The sequence below is a fragment of the Usitatibacter palustris genome (assembly GCF_013003985.1).
In the GTDB taxonomy this organism is placed as follows: domain Bacteria; phylum Pseudomonadota; class Gammaproteobacteria; order Burkholderiales; family Usitatibacteraceae; genus Usitatibacter; species Usitatibacter palustris.
Genome location: NZ_CP053073.1, coordinates 1,007,361 through 1,022,619, shown reverse-complemented (window position 1 = coordinate 1,022,619; position 15,259 = coordinate 1,007,361). Strand labels below are relative to the sequence as shown.

Annotated in this window: 15 protein-coding genes; 6 read left to right on the top strand and 9 right to left on the bottom strand. The window is 70.3% G+C overall.

The window, feature by feature from the left end:
* The first annotated feature begins 5 nt into the window (after window positions 1-5).
* The 5 genes from DSM104440_RS05365 to DSM104440_RS05345 are packed head-to-tail and all read left to right on the top strand — an operon-like array spanning window position 6 to window position 5,466.
* The gene (locus DSM104440_RS05365) at window positions 6-791 is read left to right on the top strand and encodes an SCO family protein (RefSeq protein WP_171161033.1); all 786 of its coding nucleotides are present in this window, start codon (window positions 6-8) and stop codon (window positions 789-791) included.
* Window positions 788-2,719 carry a cytochrome b N-terminal domain-containing protein gene (locus DSM104440_RS05360; protein WP_171161032.1) on the top strand — a complete coding sequence of 644 codons (1,932 nt, stop codon included), beginning with the start codon at window positions 788-790 and terminating at the stop codon, window positions 2,717-2,719. The genes DSM104440_RS05365 and DSM104440_RS05360 overlap by 4 nt, the downstream gene beginning before the upstream one ends.
* Complete coding sequence (locus tag DSM104440_RS05355; RefSeq protein WP_171161031.1) at window positions 2,716-3,222, top strand: hypothetical protein; 507 nt, start codon at window positions 2,716-2,718, stop codon at window positions 3,220-3,222. The genes DSM104440_RS05360 and DSM104440_RS05355 overlap by 4 nt, the downstream gene beginning before the upstream one ends.
* A 4-nt stretch (window positions 3,223-3,226) precedes the next feature.
* Window positions 3,227-4,636 (top strand): cbb3-type cytochrome c oxidase subunit I, encoded by a 1,410-nt coding sequence (locus DSM104440_RS05350; RefSeq protein WP_171161030.1) that lies wholly within the window; start codon window positions 3,227-3,229, stop codon window positions 4,634-4,636.
* Window positions 4,633-5,466 carry a hypothetical protein gene (locus DSM104440_RS05345; RefSeq protein WP_171161029.1) on the top strand — a complete coding sequence of 278 codons (834 nt, stop codon included), beginning with the start codon at window positions 4,633-4,635 and terminating at the stop codon, window positions 5,464-5,466. The genes DSM104440_RS05350 and DSM104440_RS05345 overlap by 4 nt, the downstream gene beginning before the upstream one ends.
* A gap of 22 nt (window positions 5,467-5,488) precedes the next feature.
* On the opposite strand, the gene DSM104440_RS05340 is transcribed toward DSM104440_RS05345, so the two are convergent.
* From DSM104440_RS05340 to DSM104440_RS05315, 6 genes are read right to left on the bottom strand one after another with little or no spacing between them, the layout of a single operon-like run.
* On the bottom strand, window positions 5,489-6,199 hold the full coding sequence (locus DSM104440_RS05340) for a helix-turn-helix domain-containing protein (RefSeq protein ID WP_171161028.1): 711 nt from the start codon (window positions 6,197-6,199) through the stop codon (window positions 5,489-5,491).
* Complete coding sequence (locus DSM104440_RS05335; protein ID WP_171161027.1) at window positions 6,183-7,394, bottom strand: NnrS family protein; 1,212 nt, start codon at window positions 7,392-7,394, stop codon at window positions 6,183-6,185. Before DSM104440_RS05335 ends, DSM104440_RS05340 begins: the two co-directional genes overlap by 17 nt.
* Window positions 7,395-7,437: 43 nt before the next feature.
* Complete coding sequence (locus DSM104440_RS05330; protein WP_171161026.1) at window positions 7,438-8,598, bottom strand: NAD(P)H-dependent flavin oxidoreductase; 1,161 nt, start codon at window positions 8,596-8,598, stop codon at window positions 7,438-7,440.
* Complete coding sequence (locus tag DSM104440_RS05325) at window positions 8,595-9,251, bottom strand: anaerobic ribonucleoside-triphosphate reductase activating protein (protein WP_212758215.1); 657 nt, start codon at window positions 9,249-9,251, stop codon at window positions 8,595-8,597. The genes DSM104440_RS05330 and DSM104440_RS05325 overlap by 4 nt, the downstream gene beginning before the upstream one ends.
* A 40-nt stretch (window positions 9,252-9,291) precedes the next feature.
* Window positions 9,292-9,459 carry an anaerobic ribonucleoside-triphosphate reductase gene (gene nrdD / locus DSM104440_RS05320; RefSeq protein ID WP_171161025.1) on the bottom strand — a complete coding sequence of 56 codons (168 nt, stop codon included), beginning with the start codon at window positions 9,457-9,459 and terminating at the stop codon, window positions 9,292-9,294.
* Window position 9,460: 1 nt separating this feature from the next.
* The gene (locus DSM104440_RS05315; protein WP_171161024.1) at window positions 9,461-11,476 is read right to left on the bottom strand and encodes a ribonucleoside triphosphate reductase; all 2,016 of its coding nucleotides are present in this window, start codon (window positions 11,474-11,476) and stop codon (window positions 9,461-9,463) included.
* Window positions 11,477-11,673: 197 nt separating this feature from the next.
* On the opposite strand from DSM104440_RS05315, the gene DSM104440_RS05310 reads away from it, so the two are divergent.
* Window positions 11,674-12,624: a radical SAM/SPASM domain-containing protein gene (locus DSM104440_RS05310; protein ID WP_171161023.1), complete on the top strand. Its 951-nt coding sequence runs from the start codon at window positions 11,674-11,676 to the stop codon at window positions 12,622-12,624.
* Between the two features lie 16 nt (window positions 12,625-12,640).
* Here DSM104440_RS05310 and DSM104440_RS05305 read toward each other — a convergent pair whose 3' ends face one another.
* The 3 genes from DSM104440_RS05305 to hemN are packed head-to-tail and all read right to left on the bottom strand — an operon-like array spanning window position 12,641 to window position 15,245.
* On the bottom strand, window positions 12,641-13,180 hold the full coding sequence (locus DSM104440_RS05305; protein WP_171161022.1) for a hemerythrin domain-containing protein: 540 nt from the start codon (window positions 13,178-13,180) through the stop codon (window positions 12,641-12,643).
* Window positions 13,177-13,824 carry a sulfite exporter TauE/SafE family protein gene (locus DSM104440_RS05300; RefSeq protein WP_171161021.1) on the bottom strand — a complete coding sequence of 216 codons (648 nt, stop codon included), beginning with the start codon at window positions 13,822-13,824 and terminating at the stop codon, window positions 13,177-13,179. Before DSM104440_RS05300 ends, DSM104440_RS05305 begins: the two co-directional genes overlap by 4 nt.
* Entirely contained in the window at window positions 13,821-15,245 is a 1,425-nt protein-coding gene (hemN, locus tag DSM104440_RS05295) for an oxygen-independent coproporphyrinogen III oxidase (RefSeq protein ID WP_171161020.1), read from the bottom strand. The genes DSM104440_RS05300 and hemN overlap by 4 nt, the downstream gene beginning before the upstream one ends.
* Window positions 15,246-15,259 lie beyond the last annotated feature (14 nt).

Below are 15,259 nucleotides of genomic sequence, written 5' to 3'. Positions count from 1 at the left end.
GCGTCGTGACACGCTCACTCGCCCTCCTCGCCCTCCTCGCGCTCCACGCCGCCCCAACGCCGGCCGCATCGCTCGACGTCGACCGCGCGCTCGCGGCGAGCCGCGCGGCGATCGGCTCGCAACCGGGCGACGCCGGGCTCACCGGCACCGATGGCCGGCGCACCTCACTCGCCGCCTTCCGCGGCAAGCCGCTGGTCGTGAGCTTCGTGTACACCGCGTGCTCGCAGGTTTGTCCCACCACCACCAGGTATCTCTCGAAGGCCGTCGCCGAAGCGCGAACCGTGGTGGGCGCGGGCACCTTCGAAGTGGTCTCGATCGGCTTCGATCCGCCCGCGGACAATCCCATGTCGATGCGCGTGTTCGCCCGGCAGCAGGGCGTGGACGACCCGCGCTGGCACTTCGTGGTGCTCGATGCCGGCGCGAGGGAACGCGTCGCGCGCGACTTCGGTTTCAGCTACTCGGCCTCCGCCGGCGGCTACGAGCACCTCACGCAGGTCACCGTGCTCGACGCGCAGGGCCGCGTGCACGCCCAGGTCAATGGCGAAAGCTTCGCGCTGCCGATGCTGGTGCAGCCGTTGAAGGAGCTCGTCCTCGGCGCGCCCCCCGCCGCCCCCGGCAGCCTCACGTGGCTCGAGCGTGCGCGCCTGATCTGCACCATCTACGATCCGCTCGCCGACAAGTACCGGCTCGATTTTCGCCTCTTCATCGAGCTGGGCGTGGGCATCTCGGTCCTCGGTGCCATCGCGGCCTTCCTCCTGCGCGAGCGGCGCCGCGCCCGCCTCGCGCGGTGAGCGGCGCGCAATCGGCCGCGCAGCGCGCCTTCCTGCGCGTCGAGGGACTGCTCAACCGCGCCTTCGGCGACCGGCTCAATCCCTTCTACCACCTCGGCGCGCTCGCCTACTTCCAGTTCTGGATCGCGACGGTGAGCGGGCTCTACCTGTACGCGTTCTTCGAGACCAGCGTGACGGACGCGTACGCGAGCGTCGAGGCGATCACCGTCGGGCAGCGCTGGGCCGGCGGCGTGATGCGCTCGCTGCACCGCTACTCCTCCGACGGCATGGTGGTCGCGATGCTCCTGCACCTCGCGCGCCACTTCTCGTTCGGCCACCACCGCGGCTTCCGCTGGTTCTCGTGGGTAACCGGCGTCGTGCTGCTCTGGCTGGTCTACATCACCGGCATCAATGGCTACATGCTGCCCTGGGACCGGCTCGCGCAGTTCGTGGTCACCGCGAGCACCGAATGGCTCGACACGCTGCCGCTCTTCGACGGCCAGCTCGCGCGCAACTTCCTGCACGACGGCGCGGTGAGCGACCGGCTCTTCTCGCTGCTGTCGTTCCTGCACATCGGCCTGCCGCTGGGCGTGCTCGCGGCGCTCTGGATCCACACGCAGCGCGTGGCCAAGGCGCGCACGCAGCCCCCGCTGCCGCTCGCCCTCTCGCTGCTCGGCGCGCTCCTCGCGCTTTCGCTCGTCGAGCCGGCGGTGAGCCAGGCGCGCGCCGAGCTCGCGACACTCCCCTCCGCGATCGCGATGGACTGGTTCTACCTGCCGGCGCTGCCGCTCGTCTACGCGTGGGGTCCGCGCGAAACGTGGGCACTGGTGATCGGCGCCACGGTGCTCATGCTCGCACTGCCGTGGATCGGGCGGCGCGCGCGCGGCGCCACGCAGTTCGTGCTCTCGGTGCATCCGGACGAGCGCATCGTGGTCGCGCGCGCCGGCGAGACACTGCTGGAAGCGGGCCTGCGCGAGGGATTGCCGATGCCCTTCGACTGCCGCAACGGCGGCTGCGGCGTGTGCAAGGGTCGCGTGCTCGACGGCGAAGTCTCGCTCGGCGCCTACCAGGAGGGCGCGCTCGACGAGAAAGCGCGCGCCGCCGGTGAAGTTCTCATGTGCTGCGCGCGCCCACTGGGCGACGTCGAGCTCGAGTACCTGCCCGTGCCCGGCGCCCCGCCCGCGCCGGTGCGCCGCCATGGCGCGCGCGTCGTGTCGCTCGAGCTGCTCGCGCCCGACGTGATGCGCATCCTGCTCGAGGTCGATGAAGGCGGCCGGCCCCGCTGGCATGCCGGCCAGTACGTGAACATCCTGCTCGAGGACGGCGCGAAGCGCGCGTTCTCGTTCGCCACCGCGCCGCGCGAAACGGGTCCCATCGAAATGCACGTGCGCCGCGTTCCGGGTGGGCGCTTCTCCACGCGCGTCTTCGAAGGCATGAAGCCCGGCGACCGTATCGCGTTCGAAGGCCCGCTGGGCGCGTTCCACCTACGCGAGGACAGCGCGAAGCCCATCCTCTTCGTCGCGGGATCCACGGGATTCGCGCCGGTGAAGAGCATGCTCGAGCACGCCTTTGCCGCCGGATCGAAGCGGCCGATGGTCCTCTACTGGGGCGCACGCACGCGCGCCGATCTCTATGCCGCGGACCTCGCCTCGCAGTGGGCGCGCGACTACCCGAACTTCACCTTCATCCCGGTGCTCTCCGAGTCCCGCGCCGAAGACGCGTGGACCGGGCGTACCGGCCTCGTGCACGAAGCGATCCTTGCGGACTACCCGGACCTCTCGCGCCATCAGGTGTATGCGTGCGGGTCCGTGCAGATGGTCGAGGCCGTCGCACCCGCGCTCGCAAGCCGCGGCCTGTCGCCCGACGATTGCTTTTCGGACGCATTCCACCTTGCGCCCCGCCTTCGCGGTGACGCCGCCGATGTCGTGCGCCTCGGAGGCCGCGCATGAAAGCGCGCGCGATCCTCGCGCAGGTGGCGTGCTGGGCTTCGTTCGCGGCGCTCGTCGGTTGGCTGTCGCAGGCGCCTGCGTATACGCCCCTGAAGCCCGGCCACGCGCTGGTGAAGCTTTCGCTCAGCCACGCCGGCGAGCGCGAGTCGGCCTGCCGCGCGCGCAGCGCCGAGGAGCTCGCGAAGCTCGCGCCCAACATGCGCGCGCCGCTCGATTGCCCGCGCGCGCGCGTGCCGCTCCGGGTCGTGCTCGAGATGGATGGCGAGCCGCTCTTCGAAGCGGTCGCGCCACCGACCGGGATCAATCGCGACCTGCCCTCGGCGGTGTACCGCCGCATCGAAGTGCCCGCGGGCCCGCACGCATTTCGCGCGCGCCTCGCCGACGCGCCCGGCGGCGCATTCCGCCACGAAGCGCGCGAGCAGCGCGCGCTCGCCGCCGGCGACGTGCTCGTGATCGATTTCGCCGCCGCGGCCGGCGGCTTCCGCTTCCACCCCGAGAGGTGACTGAATGAACCCGCTTGCCCTTCACGCCGGCACTCCTTCCGCGTTCGCGGGCGAGCGCGTGGCCGAGTCCCCGTACGACCTCGCCGTGCCACGCGACGCGCGCCGCGCGCTGGCCATCTCCTGGCTGCTGCTCGGCATCACCGCCCTGGCTGCCTCGGGTCTCTTCTCGGTGCTGATCGTGGCGCTGCGCACGCCCGGGTTGAAGGACCTGCTGCCGGGCGCGGACTTCTTCCGGGTAGCCCTCGTCGCGCACGTGGACCTCTCGGTGCTCGTGTGGTTCCTCGCCTTCGCCGCGATGCTCTGGAGCCTCGCCGGCGGCGTGCGCGCGATCGCCGCGGGCCGCGCCGGCCTCGCGCTCGCCGCCACGGGTGCGGCGGCGATGACGCTCGCGCCCTTCGTGCAGCGCGCGCAGCCGGTGATGGCCAACTACGTTCCCGTCCTCGACGGCTCCGTGTTCCTCGCCGGGCTCGCGCTCTTCGCGCTCGGCGTGCTGGTTGCGGCCGCGCGGGCGATGGTGGTGTTCACTCCCGTGGGCGCGCGCGTCACGGGCGAAGGGGCGCTGCGCATCGGGCTCAACGCGTCGCTCGTCTCCGCCGGCCTCGCGCTCTACGCGTTCGCCCTTTCCTTCGCGCAGATCGACCGCGCACTCGACGCCGTCACCTACTACGAGCTCCTATTCTGGGGCCCGGGACACGTGCTGCAGTTCACCTACACGATCCTCACGCTCGTCGCGTGGCTGTGGCTCGCGTCGCACCTGGGCGCGCGCCTGCCGATCTCGCCGCGCGTGGCCGCCGTGCTCTTCGCGATCGCGCTGGGCGCGGTGCTCGGCACGCCCTTCATCTACCTTTCGCACCCGGTCGCCTCGGTCGAGTTCATGCGCCTGCAGACCTGGCTCATGCGCTGGGGCGGCGGGCTCGCGATCGTGCCGCTCACCGCGGCGGTCGCGTGGGGGCTGCTGCGCCTGCCCGCGCGCGACGCGAGGACACGGCCGCTTCACGCGGCGCTATGCGCCTCGATGGCGCTCTTCGCCGCGGGCGGCCTCGCGGGATTCTCGATCGCCGGTCCCGACGTGCGCGTGCCCGCGCACTACCACGGGTGCATCGTCGGCGTGACGCTCGCGATGATGGGGCTCACGTACTTGTTGTTGCCACGCTTCGGGTTCGCCGCGCCTTCCTCCCGGCTCGCGGCCTGGCAGCCGTGGCTCTACGGTGCAGGGCAGCTCCTGCACATCACGGGTCTCGTGATCTCCGGCGGCTACGGAGTCGCGCGCAAGGTGGCCGGTGCCGAGCAGGTGCTGCGCTCGACGCCCGAAGTCATCGGGATGGGCATCATGGGACTGGGCGGCCTCGTCGCGATCGCCGGCGGACTCGCATTCGTGGTGGTCGTGGCGCGTGCCTTGCGGCGGCCGGCATGAGCACGGCGACGGCGATCGCCGAAACGCCAGAGCAGCGCGCGGCGCGCGTGACGCGCGTGCTGGGCCGCGTGGGTGGATGGGGCGCGGCCCTGACACTCGCAATCCTCGCGGCGAGCGTGGCGCTGAGGCTCTCCACCTCCTTCGATCCGGCGGGCGAGCCGGTCTCGACGCTGCCGGAGGTCCTGGAAACGGTCGCGCGGCTCGGCCATCGCCTGTCCGCGATGGTGGTGTCGGTGCTCGCCGTCCTCGCCGCGATGATCGTGTTCTCGACGCGCCCCTGGCCGGCGGGCCGGGTGGTCGCGATGGTGCTGATCCTCGCCGACATCGGGCTGCTCGCGGCACTCGGCCGCCACACGCCCGGCTACCGCGTGGCCGCGGTCACGCTCGCCAACGTGCTCGGCGGCATGGTGCTCGCCTGCGCGTTCTGGTGGCTGCGCGAGGACGCGCTCCCGCGCACGTTCCGCGGGCCGCCGCGCGCCGCCGCGTACGCCTGGCTGGCCCTCGCGGCGCTCGTCGCCCAATCCGCGCTGGGAGCCGTGACGAGCGCGCTGGCGATGCGAGGCGACCGCGTGCTCGATCCGCTGCACCTCGCGATGGGCGTGGCATTCGTCGCCTTCGCCGCGCTCGCCGCATGGCCGCACCTCGGCGATCCGCGCAGCCGCGTGGCCGCGCGCATCGTCGCCAGTCTCGCCGCGATGCAATTCCTGCTCGGCCTGGCCCTCGCGCAGGCCGGCGCCACGCGCCCCGCGCCCGCGGGCTGGCTCCACGCCATGATCGCGTGCGCCCTGGCCCTCGCCCTCGTGTCGCTCGCGATGCGCTCCAGAAAGTAGAGGGGTCAGATCCTTCTGCTTTCTAGAGCGCGCGCGGGCAGCTCGCCAGGCCCTCGAGATCGTGGATCGAGACGTGGCGGCCCTTCACCGAGATCCAGCCGCGCTCGCGGAAGACGGAAAGCACGCGGCTCACCGTTTCGACGGTCAGGCCCAGGTAGTCGGCGATCTCGCGGCGCTCCATCGGCAGGCGGAACTCGCGCCACGAGTAGCCGCGGTCGGACCAGCGCCGCGCCGCGTCGACGAGGAACCCGGCAAGGCGCTGCGGCGCGGAGCGGTGCGCGAGCACCGCCGCGTGCATGCGCGCGTCCGCGATCTCGGCGGCGAGCAGCCGCCGCAAGTGCGCGGCCACGGGCGGGAAGGAATCAGCGAGCACTTGCGCGCGCCGAAGCGTGATCTCGCAGACCTCGCTGTCCTCGAGCGCCACCGCCGCGCCCGCGTGGCGGCGCGCGGCGAAGCCCTCGAGGCCGAAGGCATCGCCGGGCATCAGGAACCGCACAATGCGCGAACCTGCCTCGTCGACGGGCGTGACGACCTTGAGGAAGCCCGCCCGCACGGCGTAGATCGATCCTTGCGGCGAGCCGGCCTCGAAGAGCGCCTCGCCGTGCTCGAGTCGCCCGCGCGTGTCGACGGCGGGAAGGCTGTACGGCACGGGATCGGCGGCCTCGCACAACGGATGCAACGCGCATCCGGCGCAGCCGACCTGGCTCGGCCAGATGCTAACCGGGGCGTCCATCGGCGCGCGGCCTCCAGTAGACCGGCAGGTAACGCCACGACCACGCCGCGAAGCACGTGAACCAGAGCACGGCAGCACCCAGGACCAGCCCGCCGTACGCGCCGCGCCAGATATCGGCCCCCACGCGCAATACCACCGCGGACTGCAGGAGCCAGAACGCAAGCCATGTGAGCCGGTCGGCGGCGAGCGTGCGGCCCGAGTGGCCGCAGCTCACGCGGCTCACCATCCCGACCGTCGTAGACGCGAGGAAGCCCATCGTCACCGCGTGCACGGGCGCCAGCCCCAGTGCCTCGATGCCGAAGAGGCGCAGCAGCGATTGCGCCGCGTGGGCGAGGTACGCGAGACCCAGCCACGCGAAGCCCACGTGCAGCATGGCGAGCAGGCGGTTGGCGAAGCTCTGCGCGATGCCCCAGCGCACCGCGAGCGAAATCGCGCCCACGCCCATGGGCAGGTCGACGAGCCAGGTCCAGGCGTCGAGCTGGTGCGTGACCGCCATCGCACCGTGAGCGAGGCTGCCCCCGATGAGCGCCGCGAGCGTCCACATCGGGCGCCACGGTGCGATAAACGGCAGCACGCTCCCGGTAAAGAAGGGAATCATGCGGTGGCAGACGATGCAGAACAGCGGAACGAGGAAACCCCACAGCCCGATCATGATCATCGCGAGCGCGACGTGGTGATCGCCCGTCAGGGCCCAGGCCGCCATCATCGCGACGCCGCAGGCGCCGAGCGCGAGTGCGCCGGCCGCGAGCATCGCGTGGCGCCGGTCGGGGGTGCGGCTCGCGCGGATCATCCCCACGAAGCGCGCGAGCATCCACGCCCACGCGCCGAGGTAGAGCAGGACGGCGGCGGCGAACACGGTCGCACCCGCGAACATCGCGGCGTGAAGCAGGAGCGCGGACACGCACGCGGCAACGCCGGGCGGGATGTAGTCGCGCGGCGCCGGTGGAGGCAGGTCGAGCCATCGCGGGCCTGCGGTGAAGAGGAACCCGAAGATGAACAGCGGCAGGAACGCGTAGATCATCAGAAACGCGTGGACGTGCGGCGCATCCAGCCCCTCCCCCACGGGCGCGGGGATGCCGCGCGCGCGCAGCGCGAGCGTCGCGATCCACCAACCGCTCGCGAGCAACAACTGCACGACGCCGGTGAAGAAGAAAAGCCGGTGCGGCGCTTCGAGGAGGCGCTTGAACGCAATCATCCCCGTATCGTGCCCGAGGCTCCCGCGCGCGCCTTGATCTGGCTTAAACCGCCGCGATCCCGGTCAGCAGGTAGCGCAGCAGGTCGGCGACGGGCCGGATCGCGCTGCCGAAGGGCAACGGCTCGGATCCCCGGAAGAAAAGGCCTTTCTTCACGTCGCCGTGCAGCGCGTGGCCCAGGCGGGTCGCGATGCAGAACTGCCCGGCCGCGGCGATGCCGTCGCGCAAGCCGCAGGCCGTAAGGCATTGCAGCCCCGGCACGCAGCGGCGCGGATCGGCCTTCGCGTTCGCCTGCAGCGCCGTCTCGCGCCCGAGATAGCGGCGCAGCCACGGTGTCAGCACCGCGCGCGCGGGCAACCCCGCGACGCTCATGAAGGTGACCAGGTCCTCGCGCTTCGCCTCGGCGAGCACTCGCTTGAACTCCGGATGCGCGTCGCCCTCCTCGGTCACCGCGAACGCGGTGCCCACCTGCACCGCGGAAGCGCCGAGGGCCAGCGCCGCGCGAACCTGCTCGTGCGAGTGGATGCCGCCGGCCACGATGAGCGGAATGCGCTCGCGTTCGAGGTCGAGCGCGCGGAAGGTGGCGAACACATCCTCGATCACGCGCTCCGGATCGAAGCGCGGATCGTGCACCTCTGCAAGCCGCGTCGCGCCGAGGTGCCCGCCGGCGAACGCCGGATGCTCGATCACCATCGCATCGGGCACGCGCCCCTTGCGCATCCATTTGCGAAGCACGATCGACACGCCGCGCGCTTCCGAGAGGATCGGCACGAGCGCCACGTCGGGAAAGCCCGCGGCGAGCTCGGGAAGATCGAGCGGCAGGCCCGCGCCCATCACGATCGCGTGCGCACCCGATTCACAGGCCTGCCGCACCTGCGCGGCGTGGTCGTTCACGGCCTTCATCACGTTCACCGCGACGGCGCCGCTGCCACCGGCCAGGACCAGCGCGTCGCGCACTTCGCGATCGAGCGCGACGAGGTTCAGGCGATCGAGGGTCGCCTTGTCGCGCACGCCGTCACTCTGTGCGAGAAGGTCGGGGTGGTGCTGGCGAAGATCCACGCTCGAGATCGTGCCCATCGCGCCATGCCGCGCGACGTGACCCGCGAGGCGGTGCGCCGAAACGCCCACACCCATGCCGCCCTGCACCACCGGGCGCAGGCGCCGGCCGCGCAACGACCAGTCGGGAAGCGAAGCCCCGGCGTTCATGCCGCGTCCCGATACGTGAAGGAGGGAAACGCCGCCGTGAGCTCGGCGAGCAGCGCCGCGTCGGGTTCCCAGGCGCGCGCGCCCGTGCGCATCGCCGGATTCGCGCAGCCCCGCGAACGAAAGCGCTGCAGCGCGAAATGACGCACGCCCATCGCCACGAGCGAGCCCGCGAGCTCGCGCACGTCGCCGGCCGTGGCCAGCGCCGGATGCAGCGTCATGCGAACTTCGTAGGCGCAGTCGGCATCGAGCACGGCCTGCAGGCTCTTGCGAGCCGCCACCCCACTGCCGGCGACGCCCGTCACCGCCGCGTAGCGTTCGAACGGGGCCTTCACGTCGATGCCCACCCAATCGACTTCGCGCAGCGCGCGCTCCAGGCGCGGCGGGTAGATCCCCGCCGTATGCAGCCCCGCGGCGAAGCCCTGCTCGCGCACTTCCTTGATCGCCGGGACAAGCGCGGGATCGGACGTGGGCTCGCCGCCGCTGAACACGACGGCATCGACGAGCCCCCGGCGGCGCGCGAGCAGCGAGCGCACCGACGCCCAGCCCGTGTCGCGGCCCGAGCGCGGCTGCAGGTGCGGGTTGTGGCAGTAGCCGCAGCGCCAGGGGCAGCCCTGGACGAACACGACGGTGCTCACGCGACCGGGAAAGTCCACGGTCGAGTATGGAACGACGCCGCCGACGCGCAGGCGTCGCCTACCGGCCAGTGCCACCCTGGGCCTCGCGGAAGTAGGTGCGTTCTTCGTACTCCCCTTTCTTGCCGGTGTTGAACGACGCGGCCGGGCGGTGGTAACCCATCACGCGCGTCCACACTTCGCACGGCTGGCGTTCGGTGTCGTCGAGGACGACGTCATCCTTTTGCATCTCAGTCTCCTTGTTCGAGTTGGAAATCAGCGGCGCGCGCGCGGCGCTTCTTCGTGAGGATCTCCTCGTCGCAGCGCGGGCAGAAATCGTGGCGGCCCGAGAGGTAGCCGTGCTTCGGGCAGATCGAGAAGGTTGGCGTCACCGTGACGTACGGCAGGCGGAAACGCGCGAGCGAGCGGCGCACCAGTTGCTTGCAGGCTTCCGCGCCCGACACGGCACCATCCATATAAAGGTGCAGGACCGTGCCGCCGGTATAGAGGCGCTGCAGGTCGTCCTGCCGTTCGAGCGCCTCGAACGGATCGTCGGTGAACCCCACGGGCAGTTGCGTCGAGTTCGTGTAGTAGGGATTGGCGTCGGTGCCCGCCTGCAGGATGCCGGGGAAGCGGCGGCGATCCTCTTTCGCGAAGCGATAGGTCGTGCCTTCCGCGGGCGTGGCCTCGAGGTTGTAGAGGTGCCCGGTTTCCTCCTGCATGTCGACGATGCGCGCGCGCACGTGGCGCAGCAGCTCGAGGGCCAGCGCGTGCCCGGCCTCGCTGGTGATGTCGCGCGCGCCGCCGGTGAAGTTGCGCACCATCTCGTTGACGCCATTCACGCCGATCGTGGAGAAGTGGTTGCGGAGCGTCCCGAGGTAGCGCTTCGTGTACGGAAAGAGCCCGTCGTCCATCAGGCGCCCGATCACCTTGCGCTTGATCTCGAGGCTCGTGCGCGCGAGGCCGAGCAGGCGGTCGAGCTCGGCGTAGAGCGCGGCCTTGTCGCCGGGATAGCGGTAGCCCAGGCGGGCGCAGTTGATCGTCACGACCCCGAGCGAGCCGGTCTGCTCGGCCGAGCCGAACAGGCCGTTGCCGCGCTTCAGGAGCTCGCGCAGGTCGAGCTGCAGGCGGCAGCACATCGAGCGGATCATGTGCGGCTGCAGGTCGGAGTTCACGAAGTTCTGGAAATACGGCAGGCCGTACTTCGCCGTCATCGCGAAGAGCGCCTCGCAGTTGGGGTGGTCCCAGTCGAAGTCCTTCGTGATGTTGTAGGTGGGAATGGGAAACGTGAACACGCGCCCCTTTGCATCGCCGGCGGTCATCACGTCGATGTAGGCGCGGTTGATCATGTCCATCTCGGGCTGCAGGTCGCCGTACGTGTACGGCATCTCCTCGCCCGCGACGACGGGGATCTGCTCGCGCAGGTCCTCGGGGCACTTCCAGTCGAACGTGAGGTTGGTGAACGGCGTCTGCGTGCCCCAGCGCGAGGGGACATTGAGGTTGTAGACCAGCTCCTGGATGCATTGGCGGACCTGGGCATAGTCGAACCCGTCCTTGCGCACGAACGGCGCCATGTAGGTATCGAACGAGCTGAAGGCCTGCGCGCCGGCCCACTCGTTTTGCAGCGTGCCGAGGAAGTTCACGATCTGGCCCACCGCGGAGGACAGATGCTTCGGCGGCCCGGCCTCCACCTTGCCCGGCACGCCGTTGAGCCCTTCGGCGAGGAACGTGCGCAACGACCAGCCCGCGCAATAGCCCGAGAGCATGTCGAGGTCGTGGATGTGGAAATCGGCGTCGCGATGCGCCGCGCCCACCTCGGGCGGATACACGTGCGACAGCCAGTAGTTCGCGATGACCTTGCCCGACACGTTGAGGATGAGGCCGCCGAGCGAATAGCCCTGGTTCGCGTTGGCATTCACGCGCCAGTCCTGCTGCGTGAGGTATTCGTTCACCGAGCGCTCGACGTCGACCAGCGCGCGCGCGTCGTCGCGAAGCTTGCGGTGCTGCTCGCGATAGACGATGTAGGCACGCGCCGTGGCGATGTGGCCCGCATTGATGAGCGCGCGCTCGACGAGGTCCTGGATCTTCTCGACAGCGGGCGCGTCGTGACCCCCGGCTTCGATGGCCGTTCCAACGAGCGCCGTCAGCGTCGCCGCGGCCTGCTCGTCGAATTCTCCGGTGGCCGCGCCCGCGCGACGGATCGCCGAGAGCACCTTTGCCAGGTCATACGGCACCCGCGATCCGTCGCGCTTCACCACCTCCCTCATCTTCCCCTCCCGCCATTCTTGTTGTGTCGAGGAAGTGAGGCTAGCCCAAGGGGTTGGGGTCAACAACGCTCCGGCGCACGCAATTTCCGGCCGCGATGATCTGGATCAAACGCCCCCCGATGGCCCTTGATCTGGTTCAAGGGGCGGCGTCGGCGCCGCGTCGAGAATCCCTCCATCGCCAGGGACAAGGGTCTGCCATGAAGGTCTTCAGCATCACCAATCGCATCGATGCGGTCACCCGCATTCCCGATCGCTACCTCGGCGCGACGCTGCCCGCGCCACGCGCGGTGAAGATCGAGCTCACCTCGCAGTGCAACTACCGCTGCGGCTTCTGCGCGCACCGGCTGCGCATGAAGGACCGCGGCGGCATGGACCAGGCCTTCTTCGAGCGCGTGGTGGGCGAAATGGTCGACGCCGGCGTCGAGGAGCTGGGACTCTTCTATATCGGCGAGTCCTTCATGTGCGACTGGCTTCCCGAAGCCATCGCCTTCGCCAAGCAGCGCGGCATCCGCTACGCGTTCCTCACCACCAACGGTTCGCTCGCGACACCCGCGCGCGTGCGCGAGTGCATGGCCGCGGGCCTCGACTCGCTCAAGTTCTCGATGAATAACGCGGACGAGGAGCAGTTCGCGCAGATCGCCGCCGTGAAGGCGAAGCTCTTCCGCGATTCCATCGCCAACCTCAAGGCGGCCCATCGCGTGCGCGAGGAAGGCGCCTACCAGTGCGGGCTCTATGCCTCGTCGATCCAGTACGACGGCGAGCAGCAGGAGAAGATGCTCGCCCTCGTCGACGAGATCCGCCCCTACGTCGACGAGCACTACTGGCTGCCGCTCTACTCGATGGGCTCGCTCACCACGCAACGCGAGGAGGAGCTTGGCTACCGTCCCATCGCGGGCAACCAGGGGCGCATCGGCGCGCTGCGCGAACCCCTGCCCTGCTGGTCCGCGTTCACCGAGGGCCACGTCACGCACGACGGCAAGCTCTCGGCGTGCTGCTTCGACGCGGGCGACAAGTGGGTGATGGCGGACCTGAACGCGGTCCCGTTCATGGAGGGCTGGAACAGCGCGCCCTTCCGCGAGTTGCGCGCGGCGCACCTGAGGAAGGACGTCCGCGGGACGATCTGCGAGTCCTGCGTCGCCTACCAATAAATGGGGTCAGACCCCATTATTTCGCGCGGCGGCGCGCTTCCATCGAGCGGCCGAGGCGCTCGAGCTCCGCAGCGCCCAGGAGATGGCGCGCCAGCGGAATGAGGAGGCCTTCCTCCTGCGCGATGTGCTGGGCGTAGGCCTGGGCGAGGCGCCCGGCATCGGCGGGCGTGACGGGGGCGCCATCGAGCCCGCCCGCTATCGCCTCCAGGCCCTCGCGCACCGGCGCCCACAACGCGTCGAGCGTTTCGTGTTCGTAACGCAAGCGTGCAACGAGCGAGCGCACGGTCTCGGCGGATTCGGACGAGGCCACGGCCACCAGGGCGGGAAAGAGATCCTCTTCCTCGTCGAGATGGTGGTTGCGGCCCGCGACCGCGAAGAAGCGAAGTGCCGTGCGCGCGGCTTCCCGCGCTTCGTCGTCCGCGCCGTGCTCGACGACGTGGCCGGCGATACGCACGATCAGTTCGTAGTGGCGCGTGATGCGCTCGTGGCAAGCGTGCAGCACTTCGAGCGGTGAATCGAATCCGGCGGTCGGTGTGAGCAGGAGTTCTTTCATCATGGCGTGGGAGTGACGCAGAAGAGAGGATGGGAGGCGGCGTGGCCGAAGAGGGCGGTGACGGCAAGCAGCATGAGGAGCACGCCGGCCCACTTGCGCGAGCGCTCACCCAGTCGCGCGAGCACCCAGCCGGCGCCGAGGAGTGCGGGCACGGTGCCCAGGCCGAAGGCCGCCATTGAAATCGCGCCCGACGCGGCCGAGCCGCTCACCAGCGCCAGCGGCAAGGCGGCGTAGACGAGCGCGCAGGGCGCCCAGCCCCACAGCACGCCGAGCGCGAAACGGCGCGACGCGGTGCCCGGAGGACCGACGCGGCGCGCGATGGAAGCGGCAAGCGTCTCGAACGCAGGAGTCGCCCGAACGCGTGATGGAACGGGTGCGATGCCGGCGATGCGAACGCCCGTCACGAAGAGCACGAGGCAAGCGAGCCCGAAGGCCGCGAGTTGCAACGAAGGATGCGTGATCCATGCGGCCGGCGCCGCGCCGACCGCACCGACGGCCGCACCCGCGAGCATGTACGACCCGATGCGCCCGGCGTGGAGTGCGAGCGCCGAGCCCTGCCCCGCGCGCGCGAACCCGCCGCACATCGCGGCGCAGTGCGCCGAGCCGAGGAAGCCGAGCGCCAACGCGCCCAGGGCGAAGGAGCTCACACGACGCGCGAGTAGCGGGTGCGCTGCTGCGTCTCGCGCAGGTAGCGGTCGAAGACCGCGCACACGACGCGCACCAGCAGCCGCCCGGCGGGAGTGACGTGGATCCACCCGTCCTCGAGCTCGACGAGCCCGTCGGCCTCGAGCTCGCGCAGCGATTCCATCTCGCGGGCGAAGTAGGTGTCGAACTCGATCAGGTACGCGATCTCCAGCGATTCCTTGGCGAGCGAGAAGTGGCAGGCGAGCGCCTGGATGGCGGCGCGGCGCACGAGGTCGTCGGGCGAGAGCTGGATGCCGCGCAGCGTCGGGAAACGTCCCGCGTCGAGCGCGCTGTAGTACTCCTCGAGGCCCTTCACGTTCTGCGCATAGGCAGGCCCGACCTTGCCGATCGCCGAGACGCCCAGGCCCACGACATCGCTGTCGCCGCCACACGAGTAGCCCTGGAAGTCGCGCGTGAGCCGTCCCTGGCGTTGCGCCACGGCGAGCGGGTCGTTGGGTTTGGCGAAATGGTCCATGCCGATGTAGCGGTAGCCGGCCTCGCCCAGGCGGCGGATCGCCGTCGTGAGGAGCTCGAGCTTCACCTCGGGCGACGGCAGGTCGGCCTCGAGGATGCGCCGCTGCGGCATGAACATCGCCGGCAGGTGTGCATAGGAATAGAGCGCGACGCGATCCGGATCGCATTCGATCACGCGATCGAGCGTGCGCATGAAGCCCGCCACCGTCTGCTTGGGCAGGCCGTAGATGAGGTCGAGGTTCACCGAGGTGAAGCCGTTGCGGCGCGCGGCGTCGATCGCCTCGCGCGTCTGCGCGACACTCTGGATGCGATGCACGGCCTGCTGGACCTGCGGATCGAAGTCCTGCACGCCCATGCTGATGCGGTTGAATCCCACCTGGCCCAGGTGGGCGATGCCGGTCGCCTCGACCCGGCGCGGGTCCACCTCGATCGCCCACTCGCCGGCGGGATCGAAATCGAATGCGTCGCGCAGCGTTCCCACGAGCCGCTCGGTGAGCTCCCGGCCCAGGAAGGTGGGCGTGCCCCCGCCCCAGTGCATGCTCGAGATGCGCGCCTTGCCGGTGACGCCGGCGACGAGCCGGATCTCGCGTTCGAGGTAGTCGACGTACTTCGCGGCGCGCGCGCGGTCCTTCGTGATGATCTTGTTGCACGCGCAGTAGAAGCACAGCGTGTCGCAGAAGGGGACGTGTACGTATAATCCGAGGGGCCGCGAGAAGCCCCCGACGTTCCGGTTCGCGAGCCAGTGGCGGTACGCGACGTCGTCGAAGGCCTCGACGAAGCGATCGGCAGTGGGATAGGACGTGTAGCGCGGCCCGTTGCCGCCATGCTTGCGGATCAGGTCCGGATCGACAACGACGGCGCCTTCCTGGAAGGCATCCGGAACAGTGGAAATGCTCGGGGCAGCGGACATGACGCCCACTGTGC